This is a genomic window from Diaphorobacter sp. LI3, assembly GCF_022807955.1.
Taxonomy (GTDB): Bacteria; Pseudomonadota; Gammaproteobacteria; order Burkholderiales; family Burkholderiaceae_C; genus Diaphorobacter; species Diaphorobacter nitroreducens.
Genome location: NZ_CP094346.1, coordinates 3,770,000 through 3,792,677, shown reverse-complemented (window position 1 = coordinate 3,792,677; position 22,678 = coordinate 3,770,000). Strand labels below are relative to the sequence as shown.

The 22,678-nt window shown below is 60.0% G+C and carries 22 protein-coding genes; 19 read left to right on the top strand and 3 right to left on the bottom strand.

From position 1 onward, the window contains the following. Positions 1–26 precede the first annotated feature (26 nt). The 6 genes from glyQ to MRB47_RS17705 all read left to right on the top strand — a co-directional run bounded on the left by glyQ (position 27) and on the right by MRB47_RS17705 (position 6,061). Positions 27–980 (top strand): glycine--tRNA ligase subunit alpha, encoded by a 954-nt coding sequence (gene glyQ, locus MRB47_RS17730; protein WP_011803986.1) that lies wholly within the window; start codon positions 27–29, stop codon positions 978–980. Between the two features lie 30 nt (positions 981–1,010). Continuing rightward, positions 1,011–3,173 carry a glycine--tRNA ligase subunit beta gene (glyS, locus tag MRB47_RS17725; protein WP_252101351.1) on the top strand — a complete coding sequence of 721 codons (2,163 nt, stop codon included), beginning with the start codon at positions 1,011–1,013 and terminating at the stop codon, positions 3,171–3,173. Positions 3,174–3,257: 84 nt separating this feature from the next. Then, a complete protein-coding gene (gmhB, locus tag MRB47_RS17720; protein WP_012655568.1) occupies positions 3,258–3,833 on the top strand; it encodes a D-glycero-beta-D-manno-heptose 1,7-bisphosphate 7-phosphatase in 576 nt (191 codons plus the stop codon). Between the two features lie 77 nt (positions 3,834–3,910). Continuing rightward, the gene (locus MRB47_RS17715; RefSeq protein WP_103738549.1) at positions 3,911–4,660 is read left to right on the top strand and encodes a lysophospholipid acyltransferase family protein; all 750 of its coding nucleotides are present in this window, start codon (positions 3,911–3,913) and stop codon (positions 4,658–4,660) included. 1 nt (position 4,661) lies between these two features. Beyond that, positions 4,662–5,582 carry a M48 family metallopeptidase gene (locus tag MRB47_RS17710; RefSeq protein WP_252101350.1) on the top strand — a complete coding sequence of 307 codons (921 nt, stop codon included), beginning with the start codon at positions 4,662–4,664 and terminating at the stop codon, positions 5,580–5,582. Between the two features lie 29 nt (positions 5,583–5,611). Then, positions 5,612–6,061, top strand: coding sequence for a rhodanese-like domain-containing protein (locus tag MRB47_RS17705; RefSeq protein WP_370567729.1), 450 nt, complete (start codon positions 5,612–5,614; stop codon positions 6,059–6,061). Between the two features lie 93 nt (positions 6,062–6,154). On the opposite strand, the gene lysM is transcribed toward MRB47_RS17705, so the two are convergent. Next, on the bottom strand, positions 6,155–6,643 hold the full coding sequence (lysM, locus tag MRB47_RS17700) for a peptidoglycan-binding protein LysM (RefSeq protein WP_047350082.1): 489 nt from the start codon (positions 6,641–6,643) through the stop codon (positions 6,155–6,157). 155 nt (positions 6,644–6,798) lie between these two features. Between lysM and MRB47_RS17695 the strand changes: the two genes are divergently transcribed. Continuing rightward, entirely contained in the window at positions 6,799–7,575 is a 777-nt protein-coding gene (locus tag MRB47_RS17695; protein ID WP_252101349.1) for a type III pantothenate kinase, read from the top strand. A gap of 30 nt (positions 7,576–7,605) precedes the next feature. On the opposite strand, the gene MRB47_RS17690 is transcribed toward MRB47_RS17695, so the two are convergent. Beyond that, positions 7,606–8,259, bottom strand: a complete 654-nt coding sequence (locus tag MRB47_RS17690; RefSeq protein WP_011803994.1) for a TetR/AcrR family transcriptional regulator — start codon at positions 8,257–8,259, stop codon at positions 7,606–7,608. Between the two features lie 92 nt (positions 8,260–8,351). Further along, the gene (locus MRB47_RS17685) at positions 8,352–8,825 is read right to left on the bottom strand and encodes a phasin family protein (protein ID WP_252101348.1); all 474 of its coding nucleotides are present in this window, start codon (positions 8,823–8,825) and stop codon (positions 8,352–8,354) included. A 182-nt stretch (positions 8,826–9,007) separates the two neighbouring features. On the opposite strand from MRB47_RS17685, the gene rfbB reads away from it, so the two are divergent. The 12 genes from rfbB to MRB47_RS17625 all read left to right on the top strand — a co-directional run bounded on the left by rfbB (position 9,008) and on the right by MRB47_RS17625 (position 22,656). Beyond that, positions 9,008–10,075, top strand: coding sequence for a dTDP-glucose 4,6-dehydratase (gene rfbB, locus MRB47_RS17680; protein ID WP_252101347.1), 1,068 nt, complete (start codon positions 9,008–9,010; stop codon positions 10,073–10,075). Further along, on the top strand, positions 10,072–10,962 hold the full coding sequence (rfbD, locus tag MRB47_RS17675) for a dTDP-4-dehydrorhamnose reductase (protein ID WP_252101346.1): 891 nt from the start codon (positions 10,072–10,074) through the stop codon (positions 10,960–10,962). The genes rfbB and rfbD overlap by 4 nt, the downstream gene beginning before the upstream one ends. 18 nt (positions 10,963–10,980) lie before the next feature. Next, entirely contained in the window at positions 10,981–11,871 is an 891-nt protein-coding gene (rfbA, locus tag MRB47_RS17670; RefSeq protein WP_252101345.1) for a glucose-1-phosphate thymidylyltransferase RfbA, read from the top strand. After that, complete coding sequence (gene rfbC, locus MRB47_RS17665) at positions 11,871–12,416, top strand: dTDP-4-dehydrorhamnose 3,5-epimerase (RefSeq protein ID WP_252101344.1); 546 nt, start codon at positions 11,871–11,873, stop codon at positions 12,414–12,416. Before rfbA ends, rfbC begins: the two co-directional genes overlap by 1 nt. After that, a complete protein-coding gene (locus tag MRB47_RS17660) occupies positions 12,416–13,234 on the top strand; it encodes an ABC transporter permease (RefSeq protein ID WP_252102650.1) in 819 nt (272 codons plus the stop codon). The genes rfbC and MRB47_RS17660 overlap by 1 nt, the downstream gene beginning before the upstream one ends. After that, positions 13,224–14,606, top strand: coding sequence for an ABC transporter ATP-binding protein (locus MRB47_RS17655; RefSeq protein ID WP_252101343.1), 1,383 nt, complete (start codon positions 13,224–13,226; stop codon positions 14,604–14,606). The genes MRB47_RS17660 and MRB47_RS17655 overlap by 11 nt, the downstream gene beginning before the upstream one ends. Positions 14,607–14,609: 3 nt before the next feature. Beyond that, complete coding sequence (locus tag MRB47_RS17650) at positions 14,610–17,210, top strand: methyltransferase (RefSeq protein WP_252101342.1); 2,601 nt, start codon at positions 14,610–14,612, stop codon at positions 17,208–17,210. A 39-nt stretch (positions 17,211–17,249) separates the two neighbouring features. Further along, positions 17,250–18,587, top strand: a complete 1,338-nt coding sequence (locus MRB47_RS17645; RefSeq protein ID WP_252101341.1) for a glycoside hydrolase family 99-like domain-containing protein — start codon at positions 17,250–17,252, stop codon at positions 18,585–18,587. Beyond that, entirely contained in the window at positions 18,584–19,678 is a 1,095-nt protein-coding gene (wecB, locus tag MRB47_RS17640) for a non-hydrolyzing UDP-N-acetylglucosamine 2-epimerase (protein ID WP_252101340.1), read from the top strand. The genes MRB47_RS17645 and wecB overlap by 4 nt, the downstream gene beginning before the upstream one ends. Then, the gene (locus MRB47_RS17635) at positions 19,678–20,778 is read left to right on the top strand and encodes a glycosyl transferase (protein WP_252101339.1); all 1,101 of its coding nucleotides are present in this window, start codon (positions 19,678–19,680) and stop codon (positions 20,776–20,778) included. The genes wecB and MRB47_RS17635 overlap by 1 nt, the downstream gene beginning before the upstream one ends. A gap of 86 nt (positions 20,779–20,864) precedes the next feature. Continuing rightward, positions 20,865–21,542 carry a glycosyltransferase gene (locus MRB47_RS17630; protein WP_252101338.1) on the top strand — a complete coding sequence of 226 codons (678 nt, stop codon included), beginning with the start codon at positions 20,865–20,867 and terminating at the stop codon, positions 21,540–21,542. 10 nt (positions 21,543–21,552) lie between these two features. Next, a complete protein-coding gene (locus MRB47_RS17625) occupies positions 21,553–22,656 on the top strand; it encodes a glycosyltransferase family 4 protein (RefSeq protein WP_252101337.1) in 1,104 nt (367 codons plus the stop codon). The last annotated feature ends 22 nt before the right edge of the window (positions 22,657–22,678 follow it).

Below are 22,678 nucleotides of genomic sequence, written 5' to 3'. Positions count from 1 at the left end.
GCGCCCGCTCTCTCAGACACACAGCCATGCTGACATTCCAACAAATCATCCTCAAACTGCAGTCCTACTGGGCCGACCAGGGTTGCGCACTCTTGCAGCCCTATGACATGGAAGTGGGCGCCGGTACGTCGCATACAGCTACGTTTTTGAGAGCTCTGGGCCCGGAGCCCTGGAAGGCCGCCTACGTGCAGCCCAGCCGCCGCCCCAAGGACGGCCGCTATGGCGAGAACCCCAACCGCCTGCAGCATTACTACCAGTACCAAGTGGTGCTCAAGCCCGCGCCCGACAACATCCTCGAGCTGTACCTGGGCTCGCTCGAAGCCCTGGGCTTTGACCTCAAGAAGAACGACATCCGCTTCGTGGAAGATGACTGGGAGAACCCCACGCTGGGCGCCTGGGGCCTGGGCTGGGAGGTGTGGCTCAACGGCATGGAGGTGACGCAGTTCACCTATTTCCAGCAGGTCGGCGGCATCGACTGCAAGCCCGCCACGGGCGAGATCACCTACGGCCTGGAGCGCCTGGCCATGTACCTGCAGGGCGTGGACAACGTCTACAACCTGACCTGGACCGAGGGCCCGAATGGCGCGAAATTGACCTATGGCGACGTGTACCACCAGAACGAGGTGGAGCAGTCCACCTACAACTTCGAGCATTCCGACGCCGAGTTCCTCTTCACCGCCTTCGGCGCCCATGAAAAGCAGGCCAACCACCTGATGGGCGAGCAGCTCGCGCTGCCGGCCTACGAGCAGGTGCTCAAGGCGGCGCACACGTTCAACCTGCTGGATGCGCGCGGGGCGATCTCCGTGACCGAGCGCGCCGCCTACATCGGCCGCATCCGCAACCTGGCGCGCGCCGTGGCCAAGGCCTACCTGGACAGCCGTGCGCGCCTGGGCTTCCCCATGGCGCCCAAGGCGCATGCCGACGAGGTGCTGGCCGAGCTGGCCAAGGCCGCGGAACAACAGAACAAGAAGGCCGCCTGAGCGCACGCGCCGCGCAGCGAGAAACACACCATGAATCACCAGAATCTTCTTGTCGAACTGTTTGTCGAAGAACTGCCCCCGAAGGCGTTGCAAAAGCTCGGCGATGCCTTCGCGGGCGTGCTGCTGGAGCAACTGCAGGCGCAAGGCCTGACCTCGGCACATTCGCAGCTCACCGCCTTTGCCTCGCCGCGCCGGCTGGCGGCGCACATCACCGAAGTGCTGCCCGCCGCGGCCGACAAGGCGGTGTCGCAAAAGCTCATGCCCGTGGCCGTGGGTCTGGATGCGAGCGGCCAGCCCACGCCGGCGCTGCTCAAGAAGCTGACCGCGCTGGGCGCCGACGCCGCCAGCGTGCCGCAGCTCAAGCGCGTGCACGATGGCAAGGCCGAGGTGCTGTTCTTTGAAAGCATGGCCAAGGGCGCGCTGCTGGCCGACGGCCTGCAGAAGGCGCTGGACGAAGCCATTGCCAAGCTGCCGATCCCGAAGGTGATGCGCTACCAGCTGCAGGACGGTTGGACCAGCGTGCATTTCGTGCGCCCGGCCCACGGCCTGGTGGCGCTCCACGGCACGCAGGTGCTCGTCGGCGTGCAGGCCCTGGGCCTGACGGCCGGCAACACCACGCACGGCCACCGCTTCGAGGCCTCCGTGGACCCGGTCGTGATCCAGAGCGCCGACAGCTACGCCGAGCAACTGCGCAGCGAAGGCGCGGTGATTGCTAGCTTTGCCGAGCGCCGCGCCGAGATCGCGCGCCAGCTGCAGGCGGCCGCCGACCGTGTAGGCGGTGGCGTGCGGCCGATCGAAGACGCCGCCCTGCTGGACGAAGTAACGGCGCTGGTCGAGCGTCCGAACGTGCTGGTCTGCGAATTCGAGAAGGAGTTCCTCGCCGTGCCGCAGGAGTGCCTGATCCTCACCATGAAGGCCAACCAGAAGTACTTCCCGCTGCTGGATGCCGAGGGCAAGCTCACCCACCAGTTCCTGGTGGTGAGCAACATCAGCCCGCAGGACGCCAGCGCCGTCATCCAGGGCAACGAGCGCGTGGTGCGCCCGCGCCTGGCGGATGCCAAGTTTTTCTTCGATCAGGACCGCAAGAAGACCCTGGTCAGCCGCGTGGACCAGCTGGCCAAGGTGGTCTACCACAACAAGCTGGGCACGCAGGGCGAACGCGTGGAGCGCGTGCGCCATATCGCCAAGGCCATCGCCACGCAGCTGTTCACGGCGCTTGCGCAAGGCAACGCGGCGCTGGACTCCCAGGAAGGCGAGATCGCCCAGGACTATCTGCTGTCCTGCGTGGACAACGCCGCGCTGCTGGCCAAGACCGACCTGGTCACCGACATGGTGGGCGAGTTCCCCGAGCTGCAGGGCATCATGGGCGGCTACTACGCGGTGAGCGACGGCCTGCCCGACGAGGTGGCGCATGCCATCGAGGACCATTACAAGCCCCGCTTTGCCGGCGACGCGCTGCCGCGCGAGAACGTGGGCGTGGTCGTCGCGCTGGCCGACAAGCTGGAGACGCTGGTGGGCATGTTCGGCATTGGCAACCTGCCCACGGGCGACCGCGACCCGTTTGCGCTGCGCCGCCATGCGCTGGGCGTGATCCGCATGCTGGTCGAGAAGGAGCTGCCGCTGGATCTGGATGCGCTGCTGGCCAGCGCCGTGCCGGCTTTCGGCGATAAGATCGAGGACACCAGCGCCCAGTTGGCCGACTTCATCTACGACCGCCTGGCTGGCTCCCTGCGCGAGCAGGGCTACAGCGCCCAGGAGGTGGACGCCGTCATCGCCCTGCGCCCGCAGCGCCTGGCCCTGGTGCCCCGCCAGTTGGAGGCCGTGCGTGCTTTCACCCAACTGGAAGAAGCGCCCGCGCTGGCCGCTGCCAACAAGCGCGTGACCAACATCCTGAAGAAGGCCGGCGAGGTGGATCCGCACGTGAATGAGGAACTGCTGCAGGAGCCCGCCGAGAAGGACCTGTACGCCGCGCTGCAGCGCTTCGTGCCCGAGGCCAACGCCCAGTTCGACAGCGGCGACTACACCGCCAGCCTGCAAACCCTGGCCGTGCTGCGCGCGCCCGTGGACGCGTTCTTCGACGACGTGATGGTCAATGCCGAGGAACTGGCGTTGCGCCTGAACCGCCAGGGCCTGCTCAAGAAGCTGCACATGGCGATGAACCGCGTGGCCGACCTCTCGCGCCTGGCGGTGTGACCGTGCGCGGCTGTGGGGCCTGGACCGTTACGCCGGTGACGGCGGACGCGGGCGGCGCGGCAGCGTTGCTTTGATAATCGCGCCATGAAACTCGCCATCCTGGACCGAGACGGAACGCTCAACGCGCTGGGCGATGGCTTCATCGCTTCGCCCGACGAATGGGTGCCGGTGCCTGGCGCGCTGGAGGCCGTGGCGCGGCTGAACCACGCGGGCTGGCATGTGGTGGTGGCCACCAACCAGCCGGGCCTGGGCCGCGGCCTCTTCGATGCGCAGACCCTGGTGGCCATCCACGCGAAGATGCACCGGCAGCTGGCCACGCTGGGTGGGCGCATCGACGCGGTGTTCTACTGCCCTCACACCGAGAGCGAGCAATGCCACTGCCGCAAGCCCGCTCCGGGCCTGATGGAGCAGATCCGCGATCGCTACGGCGCGGAGGGGCAGGAAATTCTGGTGGCGGGCAGCAGTGCGGCCCACCTGCAGGCGGCGAGCGAGCTGGGCGCGCAACTGCACATGGTCTGCACCGGTCGCTCGGCCCACCTGGACCCGCGCCAGAGCCTGCCGCCCGGCTGGCCCGCCGGCACGCGCGCCCATGCCAGCCTGGGCGCGCTGGCGGATTTCATCGCCCCGCAGAACGGCGCCAGCCTGCCCGTGGCCCTGTGATGCGAAAACTATTGAATTGATAGCTGCTGGCGCTTACTGCATGGGCGCTAGAAGCCAAAAACACTGAAAACTGCTTCATGGCACTGATCCGCTCCATTCTTCATTTGCTGGTGATGGTCGTCACCGTAGTCCCCTACACCCTGGGCATCCTGCTGGTGCGTGTGCTGGGCGGCAGCCCGGCGGCGCGCTACCGCGTGGCGCGCGCCTGGCTGAAGCTGTGCATCGACTCGGCGCGCTGGCTGCTGGGCATCCGCACGCAGATCACCGGCATGGAGCACCTGCCCCAGGGCGAGCAGCAGGGCGCGGTGCTGCTGGTCAAGCACCAGTCCACCTATGAGACCTTCCTGATGCCGGCGATCATGCCGCACCCGCTGGCCTACGTGTTCAAGAAGGAACTGCTTTCCGTGCCGTTCTTCGGCTGGTCCATCGGCAGCCTGGACATGATCCACATCGACCGTGGCCAGCGCGCCCGCGCCTTTGCCAAGGTGCTGCAGCAGGGCCGCCGCCTGCTGTCCAAGGGCACCTGGGTCATCATGTTTCCCGAGGGCACGCGCGTCGAGCGCGGCGCCAAGGGCGAGTACAAGAGCGGCGGCACGCGCCTGGCCATCGATGCCGGCGTGCCCGTGGTGCCGATTGCCGTGACCTCGGCCACGGTCTGGCCACGCAAGGCCTTCATCAAGCGCCCGGGGGTGGTGCACGTGTCCGTCGGCCGGCCCATCCCCACCGAGGGGCGCAAGCCTGACGAGTTGATGCGCGAGGTCGAGGCCTGGATCGAGGGCGAGATGCGCCGCCTGGACCCCGACGCCTACCCCCCCGCCGCCGGCTGACATGCAGCGGCTGGTGCAGCTGGCGCTGGACTTCCTGGGCGGCGGGAGCAGCCCGGATTCCGGGGTGCCACAGCCGAAACGGGCGATGGCGCCCGTCCAGCAAGCGCCAGAAGCTCCTTTATTAGTAGCGCCAGCGCCGCCGCTGGGCGATCTGCTCACGCCTGCCGTGTTCCGCCACCCGGCGGCCAGCCGCGAGGTGCTGCTGGGCGACGCGGTGGTGGCCTATGCGCTGCAGCGTGCGCGCCGGCGCTCCATCGGCTTTACCGTGGGGCCCGAAGGCCTGTCCGTGCGCGCGCCCTCCTGGGTCACGCTGGCGGGCGTGGATGCCGCGCTGCGCGACAAGGCGCCGTGGATCCTGCGCAAGCTTGGCGAGCAGCAGGCGCGCCGCCAGCAGGAAGAGCGCGCGCGCATCGTCTGGGGCGACGGCGCCGTGCTGCCCTACCTGGGCGAGCCGCTCACCGTGGTGCTGGACCCCACGCACGGCTTCGCCGCGCGCGGTGGAGCGCTCGAGGAGCAGGGCGGCGCAATCGGTCGCGCGCTGCGCATCGCCCTGGCGCGCAGCGCCGCGCCCGCCCAGGTGCGCGACGCGGTGCAGGCCTGGCTGATGCGCGATGCGCGCCGCTGCTTCACCGAGCGGCTGCACCACTTCGCGCCGCTGCTGGATGTGCGCTGGACGCGGCTGCGCCTGTCCAGCGCCAACACCCGCTGGGGCAGCGCGCGGGCCGACGGCTCCATCCGGCTGAACTGGCGGCTCATGCACTACCGCCCGGCCATCATCGACTACGTGGTCGCGCACGAGCTGTCGCACCTGCGCGTGATGGACCACAGCCCGCGCTTCTGGGACACCGTGGCCACCGTGGTGCCCGACTACGCCGCGCTGCGCCGCAGCCTGCGCGAGCAGCCCGCGCCGCCCTGGGACTGATGGGCGCGCGGCGGCCATGGTCTGCCAGAATGGCCGCCATGAACACACCCACGCCCGACCTCCACGCTTCTGAGCAACCTCTGCCCGCCGAGGGCTACGCCGGCGACGTGAGCCCGCCGCTGGCGTGGCAATGGGTGCGCGCCGGCCAGGCGGTGCTGGTGGACGTGCGCACCGATGCCGAGCGCGACTGGGTGGGCTTCGTGCCCGGCGCCGTGGCCGCGGCCTGGAAGCAATGGCCCGGCATGCAACCCAATGCCGATTTCGACGCACAGCTGCGCGCGGCAGTGCCGCCCGGCGGCACGGCGGTGCTGCTGTGCCGCAGCGGCGTGCGCTCTGTGGCCGCGGCGCGGCGCGCGACCGAGCTGGGCATCACGGCCTACAACATTCTGGAGGGCTTCGAGGGCGAGCCGGACGAGAACGGCCAGCGCAACCGGCGCAGCGGCTGGCGCTTTCGCGGCCTGCCGTGGCGGCAGGGCTGAGCGGGTTGCTGCAGTTTTTTGCTCTCAAAAAAATAGCTGCCAGCGCTTGATGTGCAAGCGCTGGCAGCCGTTTTGGCTTGAGATTGCCGGGGCTTACTTGGCCAGCGGCGGAATGCGCAGCTTCTGGCCGGGGTAGATCTTGTCGGGGTGGGTCAGCATGGGCTTGTTGGCCTCGAAGATCACCGGGTACTTGTTGGCGTCGCCATAGAACTTCTTGGCGATGGCGCTCAGCGTGTCGCCGCGCACCACATCGTGGTACTGCGCTTCGGGCTCGGGGTTGGTCACGCTCATCTGGTTGTCCACGCTGGTCACGCTGGCCACGTTGCCGCAGCAGAGGGTGACCTTTTCCTTAGCCGCCTGCGTAGGTGCGGTGCCCTTCACCGTCACCTTGCCCTCGGGGCCTTCGAAGTGGACCTGCACGTCGCTCACGCCCAGGTTCTGCGACGCGATGTAGGCCTCGATCGCCTTGCCGGCCTTGTCGTTGAGCTCGGCCTGCGTGGGCGCGGCGGCTGTGGAAGCCTGCGCGTCCTTGCCGCCAAACAGCTTCTCGCCGGCTTCCTTGATGAAACTGAAAAGACCCATGGCTTTCTCTCCTTCTGGGGGTTGCAGAAACGGTCGGGACCACTATAGCCGTACTGTCCGGCACCGCCATGTCGGAAAAACGCCCGCGCCGGCGGCAGCGCGTGCATTTGCGGCGCTCTGCGGGAGGCAAAGGCAAAAAACGGATAATCCGCGCCATGACTTTCCTGGCCATCGACGTGGGCAACACCCGTCTCAAGTGGGCGTTGTTCGACGCAGCGCAGCCCGGTGCCGGCCTGCTGGCCCATGGCGCTGAATTCCTGGACCATATCGAACGCCTGGCCGAGGGCCCGTGGTCCCACCTGCCCGCGCCCCGGCACATGCTGGGCTGCGTGGTGGCGGGCGACGCGGTCAAGCGCCGCGTGGCCGAGCAGATGGAGCTGTGGGACGTGCCCGCGCGCTGGGTGGTGTCGTCCCCGCAGGAAGCCGGCGTCATCAACGGCTACGACCATCCCACCCGCCTGGGCGCGGACCGCTGGGTGGCCATGATCGGTGCGCGCCACCGCCTGCTGGCCCAGGGGCCCGCGCGGCCGCTGATCGTGGTGATGGTGGGCACCGCCGTGACGGTGGAGGCCCTGGACGCGGAGGGCCGCTTCCTGGGCGGCCTGATCCTGCCCGGCCACGGCATCATGCTGCGCGCGCTGGAGTCCGGCACCGCGGGGCTGCACGTGCCCACGGGCGAGGTGCGCCTGTTCCCATCCAACACCAGCGATGCGCTGACCAGCGGCGGCACCTATGCCATTGCCGGTGCGGTGGAGCGCATGTACCAGCACCTGCGGCAGCACTGCGGGCAGGAACCCGCCTGCATGATGACCGGTGGCGCGGGCTGGAAGATGGCGCCAAGCATGACGCGCCCGTTCGAGTTGGTGGAAAACCTGATCTTTGACGGCCTGCTGGAGATCGCGGCGCGCCGGTTTGCCGAGCCGCCGGCCTGACACGGCCCGCCAGCGCGGGTGTTAAGCGGCCTAGTCGTAGGCCCCGACCAGCCGCGCCAGGTGCGCACGCTGGGTGGGCTCCAGGTAGGGCATGAGCAGCCCCAGCACATGCCGCGCGCCGTGCAGCAGCGCAGCCTGCGCGCTCTCGGGTTCCAGCGCCTGGCGCGGGGCGCGCACATACTCGAAGCTGAGCCAGTAGGTCAGCACCACCACCATGCTGGTCGCGGTAGGCTGCATGGCGTCCGCCGGTTCCATCTGCAAGGCCCCACGGCGCCGCAGTGCCTGCAGCAGATCGTGCATGGCGGCGGTCTTGGCCTGTAGCAGCACGGGGAATTGCTCTTCCAGCCGGCGGTTGCACGACAGCAGGTTGTTCAGGTCGCGGTAGAAGAAGCGGTACTGCCAGATCAACTCGAACAGCGTGTGCATGAAGAACCACGCGTCCTCCACGTCCTGCACGTCCGCACCCGCGTGCAGCAGGCCGCTCAGCGCTTCGTCGTAGCGCGCGAAGAGCGCGTTGACGATCTCGTCCTTGGCGGGGTAGTGGTAATAGAGGTTGCCTGCGCTGATGTGCAGGTCCGCGGCGATGGCCGTGGTGGAGACGTTGGGCTCGCCAAAGCGGTTGAACAGCGCCAGGCTGGACTCCAGGATGCGCTCGGCGGTGCGGCGGGGAGCTTTCTTCGCCATGGGCTGTCTCCTCCCATCGGGGGCGTTGTCGTGCTCCGGAAATCTACTCCAGTCGCCCGCGGGTGCACAGCCGGGTTGATGCGGAGGGTCGTTCAACCCTCGTGGGTGGATGGGCGCGACGGCGGCGGCGCGGTTGTCACGCCGTCGCGGTCGGCTTGGCGCTCCTGCAACGCTTGCAATTCCTGCGTGAGGGCGTTGATGCGCTCGTGCAGGGCCTGCACTTCCTGCGCGGTGGGTACGCCGAGGCGCTGCAGAGCTTTGGATACGCGCTCCTCGAAGATGCCCTCCAGCCGGTCCCACTGGCCGGCGGCGCGCTCGCCCAGTCCCGAGGCCATCTGCCCCATGCGCTGCGCGGCCTCGCCCCAATGCTCCTGGGCGGTGTCCTGGGTTTTGCGCTGCAGTGCCATGCCCTCGCGCACCAGGGCCTCAAAGACCTTGCCGCCCTCGGCCTGGGCCTTGGCAAAGGCGCCCAGGCCAGCCAGCCAGATTTGCTGTGCGGACTCCCGGGCCATGCGTGGGAATTCGCGCGCGGGGTCGGTGTCGTCGTCGGGAGGAACGTGGGGCATAGGAGACTCCTTGTGCATTGGCCGGAGTGGTGATTGTGGTGGGCCTCCAGCGTGCGCATGTAGGTGCAGCGCCCTAAATCGCGCCATGGGAGTTTGTTACATGCGGGTGTATGCCGATGGGATAATCCAAGGTTTTGGCCCGCAGGCACGCTGCAGGCAGAACTGCGAAGGATTTTCACCCCATGATTCTGGTAACAGGCGGCGCAGGCTTCATTGGCGCCAACTTTGTGCTCGACTGGCTGGCTGTCGGTGACGAGCCGGTGGTGAACCTGGACAAGCTTACCTACGCGGGCAACCTGCACAACCTGGACAGCCTGCAGGGCGATGCCCGCCACGTGTTCGTGCAGGGCGACATCGGTGACCGCACGCTGCTGGACCGTCTGCTGGCCGAGCACCAGCCACGCGCCGTGATCAACTTCGCCGCCGAATCCCACGTAGACCGCTCCATCCACGGCCCCGAGGACTTCATCCAGACCAACGTCGTCGGCACCTTCAGGCTTTTGGAGGCCGTAAGGCACTACTGGCAAGCGCTGCCAGCTACACAAAAAGAAGCATTCCGCTTCCTGCACGTGAGCACCGACGAGGTCTATGGCAGTCTGGCGCCGGCTGCTGCGGCCTTCACCGAAGAGCACAACTACGAGCCCAACAGCCCGTACAGCGCCAGCAAGGCGGCCAGTGACCACCTGGTGCGCGCCTGGCACCACACCTACGGCCTGCCGGTACTCACCACCAACTGCAGCAACAACTACGGCCCGCTGCACTTTCCGGAAAAGCTCATCCCGCTGATGATCGTCAACGCCCTGGCAGGCAAGAGCCTGCCCGTGTATGGCGACGGCATGCAGATCCGGGACTGGCTGTACGTCAAGGACCATTGCAGCGCCATCCGGCGCGTGCTGCAGGCGGGCCGGCTGGGCGAGACCTACAACGTAGGCGGCTGGAACGAAAAGCCCAACATCGACATCGTCAACACCGTGTGCGCCCTGCTGGACGAGTTGCGCCCGCGCAGCGACGGCCAGAGCTACACGACGCAGATCACCTACGTGACCGACCGCCCTGGCCACGACCGGCGCTACGCCATCGACGCGCGCAAGCTCGAGCGCGAACTGGGCTGGAAGCCCGCGGAAACCTTTGAGACCGGCATCCGCAAGACCGTGCAGTGGTACCTGGACCACCCCGAATGGGTGGCCCAGGTGCAAAGCGGTGCCTACCGCGAGTGGGTGCAAAAGCAATACGAAGGCGCTGCGGCATGAACATCCTCTTGCTGGGCAAGAGCGGCCAGGTGGGCTGGGAACTGCAGCGCAGCCTGGCCGTGATGGGCCGGGTCACCGCGCTGGACCACGACAGCACGGAGTACTGCGGCGACTTTGCCAACCCCGAGGGCGTGCGCGAGACCGTGCGCGCCCTGCGGCCTGACGTCATCGTCAACGCCGCCGCCCACACTGCCGTGGACAAGGCCGAGAGCGAACCCGAGCGTGCTCGCCTGCTGAATGCCACCACGCCCGGCGTGTTGGCAGAAGAAGCGGCGCGCCTGGGTGCCTGGCTGGTTCACTACAGCACCGACTACGTGTTCGACGGCAGCGGCACGCGGCCTTGGGTGGAAACCGATGCGCCGGCCCCGCTGTCGGTCTACGGCGCCACCAAGCTGGAGGGCGAACAGCACATCCAGCAGACAGGGTGCCACCACCTCATCCTGCGCACCAGCTGGGTCTATGCCGCACGCGGCGGCAACTTTGCCAAGACCATGCTCCGCTTAGGCAGCGAGCGCGAGCGCCTCACCGTCATCGACGACCAGTGGGGTGCGCCCACGGGGGCTGACCTGCTGGCCGACGTGACGGCACATGCCGTCCGCCATCTGCAAAGCCGCCCCGGGGACGGCGGCCTGTACCACTGCGTGGCGAGCGGCGAGACGAACTGGCACTCCTATGCGAAATACGTTCTGGAGCATGCCAGGCAAGCGCAACCAGCTATTGAATTGAAAGCAACCGAGGTGGCGCCCGTGCCCACCAGCGCCTTTCCTACGCCGGCGCGGCGCCCGCACAACTCGCGCTTGGACACCACCCGGCTGCAAACCACCTTCGGCCTGGTGCTGCCGCCTTGGCAGCAGGGCGTGGCGCGCATGCTCACCGAAATCCTCTGACCGAATACCCCCATTGCAATGACGACACCCACGCGCAAGGGCATCATCCTGGCCGGCGGCTCCGGCACCCGCCTGCACCCGGCAACGCTTGCCATCAGCAAGCAACTGCTGCCGGTGTACGACAAGCCCATGATCTACTACCCGCTCAGCACCCTCATGCTGGCGGGCATCCGCGACATCCTCATCATCAGCACCCCGCAAGACACGCCACGCTTTGAGCAACTGCTGGGTGACGGCAGCCAGTGGGGCCTGAACCTGCAATACGCCGTTCAGCCCAGCCCAGATGGCCTGGCCCAGGCCTTCCTGATCGGCGACGCCTTCATCGGCAACCAACCCTCCGCGCTGGTACTGGGCGACAACATCTTCTACGGCCACGACTTTCACCACCTGCTGGCCAACGCCATGGCCCGCACCGACGGCGCCAGCGTGTTCGCCTACCACGTGCACGACCCCGAGCGCTACGGCGTGGCCGAGTTCGATGCACAAGGCAAGGTCTTGTCGCTAGAAGAAAAGCCCAGGCAACCCAAATCCAGCTACGCCGTCACCGGGCTCTACTTCTACGACAAGCAGGTGGTTGAACTGGCCAAGGCCCTCAAACCCTCGCCGCGGGGCGAACTGGAAATCACCGACCTCAATCGCCTGTATCTCGAACAGGGCCGACTCAATGTAGAGATCATGGGCAGGGGCTACGCCTGGCTGGATACCGGCACCCACGAATCCCTGCTCGATGCCAGCCAGTTCATTGCCACCTTGGAAAACCGCCAGGGCCTCAAAGTGGCCTGTCCGGAAGAAATCGCCTATCGCCAAGGCTGGATCGCCGCCGAACAACTCCAGGTCCTGGCCCAACCGCTGACCAAAAACGGCTACGGCCAGTATCTGCTCAGAATCCTCAAGGAAAACGTATTCTGATGAAGGCCACCCCACTTACCATCCCCGATGTCATCCTCATCGAACCCAAAGTGTTCGGAGACGAACGCGGTTTCTTTTTCGAGAGCTTCAACCAAGCGCAATTTGAACAAGCCATCGGCAAATCCGTGCAGTTCGTGCAGGACAATCACAGCCGCAGCGCCAAAAACGTGCTGCGCGGCCTGCACTATCAGATCCAGCAACCGCAAGGCAAGCTCGTGCGCGTAGTTCAGGGCGAAGTCTTCGATGTTGCGGTCGACCTCAGAAAACGCAGCAAAACGTTCGGTCAGTGGGTGGGCGAGATCCTCTCCGCAGAGAATAAGCGCCAGCTCTGGATCCCCGAAGGCTTTGCCCACGGTTTTGTGGTGCTGAGCTATACCGCCGAGTTCCTCTACAAAACCACGGACTACTACGCACCCGCCCATGAGCGCTGCATTCTCTGGAATGACGAGACACTCGCGATTCATTGGCCCGCCGGCATCCAGCCCATCCTCTCGGCAAAAGACGCCCAAGGGAAAGCATTTGTTGACGCGGAGGTTTTTGCTTGATGCGTCATTTTTCCGCTTCCCCCATTGAGATGTTCGCCAGCCTCTGGCGCAACCGCGAACTTATCAAGGCCTCTGCCAAGCGCGAAGTGCTGGGGCGCTATCGCGGCTCTTTCCTTGGCTTGCTTTGGTCTTTCTTCAATCCGCTCTTCATGCTCGCGGTGTATACCTTCTTCTTCAGCGTCATCTTCCAGGCGCGCTGGGGTGGCGGCAGCGGCTCGAAAACAGAGTTTGCGTTGGTGCTCTTCGCCGGCCTGCTCGTCTTCAACCTGTTTGCAGAGTGCATCAATCGGGCACCCGGTTTGATTCTCTCCAACCCCAACTACGTCAAAAAAGTCGTCTTCCCGCTGGAGATTCTTCCCTTCGTTGGCTTGCTGTCGGCGCTGTTTCACACCCTCATCAGCCTCGGGGTCTGGCTGATTGCCTACGCCATCTTCTTCGGCATTCCGCACCTCACCGTGCTCTATCTGCCGCTGGTGCTGCTGCCGTTCTGCCTGTTCATCATGGGCCTGAGTTGGGCCCTGGCATCGTTTGGGGTGTTTCTGCGCGACGTGTCGCAGTTCATCGGGCTACTGACAACGGCCCTGATGTTCCTCAGCCCCATCTTCTACCCCGCCAGCGCGTTTCCTGAAGACTACCGCTACATCCTCTATCTCAACCCGTTAACCGCCGTAGTCGAGCAAACGCGCGACGTGCTGTTCTGGGGCAAGACGCCGGATTTTTTCATGTTGGGAATTTACTGGATAGTGACTATGGGCATCGCCTGGCTTGGGTTCGCGTGGTTCCAGAAGACAAGAAAGGGGTTTGCCGATGTCCTCTGAAATCGCTATCAAGGTTGAGAACCTTAGCAAGTGTTATCAGATTTACGACCAACCGCGTGACCGGCTCAAGCAATTTTTGCTGCCTCGCCTCCAGCGTGTAGTTGGCTTGACACCCAAGCAGTACTACCGCGAATTCTGGGCGCTGAAAGATATTTCGTTCGATGTCAAGAAAGGCGAAACCGTTGGCATCATTGGCCGCAACGGTAGCGGCAAATCGACGCTGCTGCAGATGATCTGCGGCACGCTCAGCCCGACCACCGGCAGCGTCGCCACCCATGGGCGCATTGCGGCGCTGTTGGAACTCGGCTCGGGCTTCAATCCAGAATTCACCGGGCGTGAAAATGTGTACATGAATGCCTCGGTTCTTGGATTGACCAATGACGAGATTGATGCCCGGTTTGATGAGATCGCAGCCTTTGCGGACATCGGCGAGTTTATCGAACAACCCGTCAAGACATATTCAAGCGGCATGTATTCCCGGCTGGCATTTTCTATCGCAATCAATGTTGACCCAGAAATTTTGATTGTCGATGAAGCGTTAGCCGTAGGTGACGCACGTTTTGTCGCCAAGTGTATGCGGCGCATCAAGGATATCCAGGAACGCGGTGCATCAATTCTGTTTGTTAGTCACGACATAGGGTCAGTTCGGACGCTCTGCGAGCGTGCCATCTGGCTGGACATGGGCTGTTTAGTCGAACAGGGCGACGTGTTTCCGGTGACAGGGCGTTTCATGGCGTACCTGTTCAAGGATGAAAAAAACACACAAGACGCGTTATATGATGATCCTATAGCTTCCAGCCAATTACCACAATTGCCGGAAGATGCCGTTCTGAAGTGTGAACAGGCAATATCGGTTTCGTGTGCTACGGAATCATCGTCCGAGTCGGCAATATATTCAGAAGATGCTTCGCCTGTGCTTGATGCACAACCTGTTACGCATTGGGGTTCCCACAAAGGCTTGATCCTGTCTGCCGCCGTTTGTGATGCCCAGGGTGTTCAAAAGGATGTCTTTGAATGGGGAGAGGTGCTCAAAATCCTCATTAAAGTCCATATTCCTAAAGATATCTCCAGGGAACATCTCAGCATTGCGTTCTCAATCAAGGATCTGAAGGGAACAGACCTGATCGTTTCCACAACGCACGATTTTGAATGCAGACGCTTGCCTGACAAGGAACGTTTCAGCGTTTCCTTTCAGTTTGCCAACCCTCTCGTGACAGGCAAGTATCTGCTGGTTGCTGCCGTCGAAAATCGCCAGTACCGCGATATACACTACTACGAATATGTTGAAGGATCCCACTATTTTGCAGTGCTTGCCAATGAACGATTATTTGGTATTTTTCAACCCCCGATAGCGCAACAAATTCTGGTCTGATAAATGAAGGCAAAAGACACCATCAATTCCAATTCATATTGGAACGCCCGTTTTGCGGAAAACTGGGAGCCATGTCAAGGCCCGGCACAGTCAAGGTTCTTTGCACGACTCGCTATCGAGAACTTGCCGCGCTGGTTGATTGACCAGTTGCAGCGCGAACCTATGACGCTCTGCGACTGGGGATGTGCACAAGGCGATGGTACAGATGTATGGGCTAGCTATGTCGACTCTGATCGGATTACCGGTGTCGACTTTTCTGCTATAGCGGTTGAACAGGCTGCTCAACGCTATCCAGCAATACGTTTTCTAAATCAGAATTGGTTGGAGGCGCAACAGGATGAGCTGCCAGTCTTCGATGTCGTATTTTCATCCAATACGCTAGAACATTTTCACAGACCGTATGCTGTCCTGAAAACCCTTTGCCGCCGGGCGACGAAGGCGCTAGTGCTTGCATTGCCTTATCGGGAGATTGATCGACATCACGAGCATTTTTTTACATTTTTGCCTGACAACATTCCAACAGTAATTGGTGGTGGATTCAGGTTGGTTTGGTCTAGGGTGGTAGACTGCCGCCAGCTTCACAAAACTTTTTGGGACGGCGATCAGATTGTCTTGGTCTATGCGGAAACAAGTTGGCTTGACAGTCTCGGATTGACCCTACAGGATTTTTGTATCGAACAAAGCGGTTCCGCAGCAGAAATCGCCAGCCTCAACCAGGCAGTGGCCGAACGCGACGGACAGATCGTCAGCCTCAACCAGGCAGTGGCCGAACGCGACGGACAGATCGCCAGCCTCAACCAGGCAGTGGCCGAGCGCGACGGACAGATCGTCAGCCTCAACCAGGCAGTGGCCGAACGCGACGGACAGATCGCCAGCCTCAACCAGGCAGTGGCCGAACGTGACGGACAGATCGCCAGCCTCAACCAGGCAGTGGCCGAACGTGACGGGCAGATCGCCAGCCTCAACCAAGCGGTGGCCGAGCGTGACGGGCAGATCGCCAGCCTCAACCAAGCGGTGGCCGAGCGTGACGGGCAGATCGCTAACCTCAACCAGGCCGTGACTGAGCGTGACGGGCAAATCGCCAGCCTCAACCAGGCATTGGTCGAACGCGACGGGCAGATCGCCAGCCTCAACCAAGCGGTGGTTGATCGGGATAAATGGCTGGAACAATATAACCAGCAGATCACAGCCCTGAAAGGGAGTCACTCATGGAAAATTACTAGTCCACTGAGAGTAATTGGAAAAGCTCTGAGAAAGCAGTACACGCCGCAGAGAACCTCCATGGAACCAGGCGCTGCTCCTGCGCATAAAGACTACCCGCTCTGGCGCAAGCGAATTTCCTATCTGACTACTCGCTACAAAAATGGAGTCCAACGACACGGCTTGTTGCGTTCACTTCCTCTTGCGATGCGTGCATCCCACAGACTCGGATCTGTCTGGATGGAGAAGCAACTTAGGCGGAAAACCTATGAGCGGCGATTAAGGGAACTACGGAAGATCATCATCGGGCATGCGGACTTCATTGACCTTTTCCACGTCCCCATGGGTTGGAGTACTCCACTATTTCAGCGGTTTCAGCACATGTCATTGCAGGCCGCGCAGTTAGGAGGGCTTGCTCTTTACGGCGGACATCTACAAGTTGACAAAGATCTATTTGTCTTTAATCGGGTAGAAGGCAATGTAATCGTATTTGATGCGCTCGACGACAGGGTTGTGCAATGTGTATTCGACGCTCTTTCGGAAGTTCGACAACCGAAAATGTTGCGCTTGCAGTCGATTGACCTTGCAACAAAAATCAGTGATCTTGAGCATTTTATTCAAGATGGCATCACCATCGTGTACGAGTACATTGACGAAATCAGCGAGGAGATTACGGGCGCCATTCCTGCTTTTGTCATAGAGAGGCACAAATGGTTGCTGAGGAATGAAGCTGTTTTTGTGGTCGCGACATCAGATAGGTTGTTTGCAGAGGTAAATCGATACCGCACAAACCAATGCATTCTTTCCACGAATGGCGTAGATTTGCCTCACTGGCGAAAAATAGTTCCACATCCTCCCGCGGACATGGAGCCTGCGTTGGCATCAGGACGGATTATAGTTGGCTATCATGGCGCCCTGGCAAAATGGATTGATTATGAGTTGCTTAAAAAGATTGCGATTGATGGTAGATTCGAGTTGGTGCTTATTGGATATGCGCATGATGATTCGCTTGAGCTAAGCGGAATATTGGATATTTCAAATGTCCATTTCCTTGGTAGCAAATCGTATTTTGTATTGAACGAGTATGCGATATTTTATGATATTGGCATCTTGCCATTTAAACGTAATGAACTTACGGAATCAGTATCGCCGGTAAAACTGTTCGAGTACATGGCAGCTTCAAAGCCAGTTGTCACAACTCATTTGCCTGAGTGTGTGAAATATAAGTCATGTCTAATATCGGATACGCATGATGACTTCTTGAAAAATCTCGCTACCGCGGCGGTAGCTGGAGGCGATTCTGCCTATATGGCAGCTCTCGCAAATGACGCGGAAAAGAATTCGTGGGCTGAAAAAGCAACTTCTGTATACCAGCTTGCCGGGATCCGAGCAGTAAAAAGCTGAGTGCGGTTTTATTAATTTTGCCATTTTAAATTGCAAATAATGAAAATAGTGAATCGAAATTTATATCAACTGCTGCGCCGAATCTATTGGAGGTTGCCACTGCCTGAGGAAACAAAGGAGTCACTGGTTGGGTTCGCTCGTAGGTTTTCGCGTGGGATGAAAAAAAAATTGACTGAGTCGGAGAGTGGCGCCGATTTGGAATCTGTCGGTCGGGAGAGAATTCTGCAAGAGTATGTAAATCACGTTCTTGCAATACCAAGAAAAGCGGGTAATGAGTATGTTGGGATCAGCTCAAGCTCGTACCAGCGGAAGGAAGGTGATGCAAAGATTCTGGCTTATTACCTTCCGCAGTTCCATCCGACTGAAGAGAATGACATGTGGTGGGGCAAGGGAGTAACTGAATGGAACAACGTTTCTCGCGCCATGCCGCAATATGCCGGACATTACCAGCCACGGTTGCCTGGTGAGCTTGGGTATTATGATTTGCGAATCCTGGACAATATGCGTCGCCAAGTTGAGCTGGCGCAAATGTACGGCATCTATGGATTCTGTTTTTATTATTACTGGTTCGATGGTAAGCGTTTGCTGGACAAGCCGCTCGACATGTTTCTAGAGGCTAAATCTATTGATTTTCCATTCTCGCTTTGTTGGGCGAATGAGTCATGGACTCGCAGGTTCGATGGGTCTTGCGGGGAAATCCTGATGAAGCAAAGTGAAACTGTGGAGAGTTATACGGCGTTCATCGATAGCGTTGTGCCTTATATGCGCGATGCAAGATATATAAGGATGAATGGTAAGCCTGTTCTAACAATTTATCGCCCATCGTTCATTCCAGAATGCGCTAGTACAATAGCAGCATGGCGTGAGCATTGCGTTAAAGCGGGGATTGGCGATATTTATCTTATTGGTGTAAAAGAACATACGTGGGATGCCAATTTGCTTGAATTGGGGTTTGATGCGCAGAGTGAGTTTCACCCGGGGACGATCTTCAGGCATTGTGTTGATATTAGCTCACAGATTAGCTATATGCAGGACTTTGGCGGTATTGTGATGGACTATCGTGATATCGTCGAGCAAAAAAAATATTTTTTATATAATTATCCAAAACTCCATCGTGCAGCAATGCCAATGTGGGATAACTCCGCAAGACGTGACAATAAGGGCATGATATTTGAAGGGGCCTCGCCAGAATTGTATGAGCGCTGGCTTGCAGATATTCTAGTTGAGGCTAGAAGTCGAGAAGATCTTGAAGATCATTATATTTTTATCAATGCTTGGAACGAATGGGGCGAGGGCGCCTACCTTGAGCCAGACAAAAAATACGGGTACGCTTATTTAAATGCCACACGCCGAGCTATTGAGGGTATAAGGTTATGAGAATTCTGATTGTAGTAGGTACACGGCCAGAGGCAATCAAGATGGCCCCTGTAATTCTGGCGCTGAAGAAAGAGCCGTGGGTGCAGGTCAGGGTGCTCGCAACTGCGCAGCATCGCCATATGCTTGATCAGGTGTTAAATTTTTTTGACATCGTGCCTGACATCGATCTTGATATCATGCGGCCTAATCAGGCGTTGTCCACGCTGACTGCCCGTTTGCTGCTCGATCTCGATGACGTCTTGCAGGTAGAGAAGCCTGATGCGGTATTGGTTCAGGGCGATACAACCACTGTCATGACAGTGGCTTTGGCCTGCTTTTATCACCGCATTCCTATTGGACACGTAGAGGCCGGCTTGCGTACTTGGGATATGCAGAGCCCGTTTCCAGAGGAGGCCAATCGAGTTATCGCAGGAAAGCTTGCACGCTGGCACTTTGCGCCCACTGAGGGCTCAAGACAGAATTTGCTTAAGGAGGGCGTTCCTAATGCTGAGATTATCGTGACTGGGAATACCGTCATCGACGCGTTGTTGATGACGGCAGCCAAGGATCTGGAGCTTCCGGTCCCGTTGGATCCTGCCAAGCGATTGGTCTTGGTAACGTCCCACCGCAGAGAAAATTTTGGCGAACCGTTCCGCAACATTTGTCGTGCGCTACGTACCCTCGCTCTGAATAACCCCTCTGTACAGTTTCTCTATCCGGTGCATCCAAATCCCAATGTCAAGGATGTAGCGTATGAGTTCCTGGCTGGGCTGCACAATTTCACACTATGTGAGCCGCTGGACTATGCACCGTTCATCGCGGCCATGAAGCGCGCTTACATCATTCTGACTGATTCAGGCGGCGTGCAAGAGGAGGCCCCAGCCCTCGGTAAACCCGTGCTGGTGCTGCGCGATGAAACCGAGCGCCCCGAGGCGGTTGAGCAAGGTGTCGTGAAGCTCGTTGGTCCCAATTACGATGCGATCGTGCAGGAGGCCCAACGCCTGCTCGATGATGAATTGGCCTATAAGGCTATGGCGCGTGGTGTGTCACCTTATGGCGATGGTCATGCCGCAGAGCGGATTGTGAAAACGCTACGCGAGCACTTTGCCTGATGCGCTTGATTTATCTCTCGCCGGTGCCATGGGCAAGCTTTGCCCAACGGCCACATAAATTCGTTCAGTGGTATCACGAACGTACTGGCGAGCCGGTTATCTGGGTTGACCCTTACCCTACTCGTTTACCGCAGTGGGCAGATCTTGGGCGCTTGCGCTCATCGCCTGGTTTGCCGCAACTTAACAGCACTCCGGCGTGGATCACAATTTTAAAGCCTGGCGCTCTTCCAATTGAACCATTGCCTGGATCTGGCTGGATCAATGAAAAACTATGGCGACGGTTATTTCAAGAAATCGATGGTTTTGTTCGGGATGCACAGATTCTTTTGGTAATTGGTAAGCCGTCGATTTTGGCGATCAAGTTGCTTGAGCGTTTCAAGGGGTGTCCATCTTTGTACGATGCGATGGATGAGTTTCCTGCTTTTTATTCTGGATTTTCTCGTTTTTCGATGGCGCGGCGAGAGCGTAGCCTAGTGGGTTCCGTAGATAGAATCTGGGTTTCAAGCTCTGCACTCCAGTCGCGTTGGTCGCAACATCGGAGCGATGTGGCCTTGGTGCGTAATGCATTGGATCCGACCGTGATTCCGGCTTTGTCCCAGAAAACCATCAGATCCACGAAAAAAATTTTTGGTTACGTAGGTACCATTGCTTCATGGTTTGATTGGGATTGGGTATGTGCATTGGCCGGTGCAAGGCTGGACGATGAGATACGGCTGATTGGCCCTGTTTTCAGTTCTCCGAACAAGGATCTTCCGCCCAATGTTGTGTTGTTACCGCCCTGTTCGCATGATGCTGCATTGTTGGCGATGAAGGAATTTGATGTGGGGCTTATTCCTTTTATTAGAAATATGCTGACAAATTCTGTAGATCCCATTAAATATTACGAATATAAGGCGCTTGGATTGCCGGTAATTTCTACAAATTTTGGCGAGATGAGTTTTCACTCTGTGAATCACGGGGTTTTTATTAGCCAGTCTTTGGATGACGTGGTTGCGCTAGCAGATGCTGCTCTGAGTGTGGATTTTAAAGCCGTGGATGTCGCTGCCTTTAGGCTGGAAAATTCTTGGTCCACCCGGTTTGATGCTGCGCAGCTTATTTAATGTCATTAGAGATGATTGTGATAGGGCGTGCGCTGGTGATTTCGATTGTGAGTCATGGACATGCTGCTCAGGTTCAGGCATTGCTTATGCAACTGATGGATTTACAGCTTTCAGTATTGACCCGGGTGGTTTTGACGTTGAATACTCCGGAGGAGGCCCCTATCCCGCCGAGTGAGGGCTGGCCATTCAATTTGCAGGTGGTGCGCAATCCGTCGCCGCAGGGATTTGGAAGAAATCACAATAAAGCGTTGATGGGGACTACTGAGGATTTTGTCTGTGCCCTTAACCCAGATGTCGAACTTTTTGACAGCGGCAATCCGTTTGGGCAGTTGCTTGCAGTCGCTTGTCAGCCCGGTGTGGGCTGTGCCTATCCCCGGCAAGTGGATGTGCGGGGCAGGGTGCAAGACAGCGAAAGGGCGCTTCCCACGCCCGCCGCGTTGTGGCGGCGCTGGGTTCTACGCCGGCCCGATGCACGCGTAGACTGGGTCAATGCGGCCTGCATGGTGCTGCCGCGGTCGGTGTGGGAGTCTGTGGGCGGCTTTGACGAGTCCTACCACATGTATTGCGAAGACGTGGACCTGTGCCTGCGGATCCAGCTGGCCGGCTATCGCTTGCAGAAGGCGGACTGCACGGTGGTGCATGCGGGCAACCGTGCCAGCCACAGAAAATTGAATCATTTGCGCTGGCATATTTCCAGCATGTTGCGTTTGTGGGCGTCGCCCGCATACCGGTGCTACAAGAAAATGCGCCCTTCGTTGCGCTAAGAATCCCCTCATGCTCTGGCTTGCTGTTGTTGCCTTTATTTCCGCGGCCCTGGTGTCGCTGCTGGTGCTGCGCTGGGCGCGGCGACGCAATTTTTTCTATGACGAACAGTCGCCCCAGAAATTCCACGTTGGAGAGATTCCCCGCTTGGGCGGCATCGGTCTGTTGTGCGGAATTTTGATCAGTTGGCTCTTGGGAATGGTTTCGTCCCTATTTTTGGGCGATCCAGCCATTCTCCGCATGGGGGACTGGGTGGGGTTGTGGTGCGTCGCGCTGTTGCCCGCCGTGGTGGGTGGGGTCGCCGAGGATCTGACACAGCGCTTGTCCGTGCGCTACCGCCTGTTCCTAACTATGTCTACTGCCCTGCTTGCCGTTGCCTGGGTGGGCCTGTCTGTTCCGCGGCTGGGGTTGTTCTGGGTGGATGACTGGATGGTCTCCATGCCATGGATAGGGCTAGTATTAGCTGTGCTGGCGATCACCGGCTTGCCCCATGCCTTCAACATTATTGACGGCTACAACGGCTTGGCGGCCATGGTGGCTATTATCATTTGTCTGGCTCTGACTCATGTGGCGCTGCAGGTGGGTGATAGGGCACTGGCTGCCTTGTTGGTGTCCACTGCCGCAGCGACGGCCGGTTTTTTGATCTGGAACTACCCCCGTGGCCTGATCTTTGCGGGCGATGGTGGGGCGTACCTATGGGGCGTGGTGATTGCCTTTGCCAGTATTGCCCTGGTACAGCGTCATCCGCAAGTGTCGCCTTGGTTTCCAATGCTGCTGCTGATTTACCCGGTGTGGGAGACGGTATTCTCCATGTACCGCAAGTGGGCGCGGGGAGTTTCACCGGGGATGGCAGATGCCTTGCATTTTCATCAACTGATCTACCGGCGCATCGTGCGTGGCGTCTTTGATGACGATGACGAGGCGCGCGACATGCTCATGCGCAACAACCGCACCTCGCCTTACCTGTGGGCGTTTACGCTGTTGACCGTGGTGCCCGCCGTACTGTTTTGGAGCAATACGCTGGTGCTGATGCTGTGTTGCGCGCTCTTTGTGGTGCTTTACGCCATCGCCTATATGGCCATCGTTCGCTTCAAGCTGCCCAGCTGGCTGCAGTGACGTTGGCGTGTGCGGCACAATC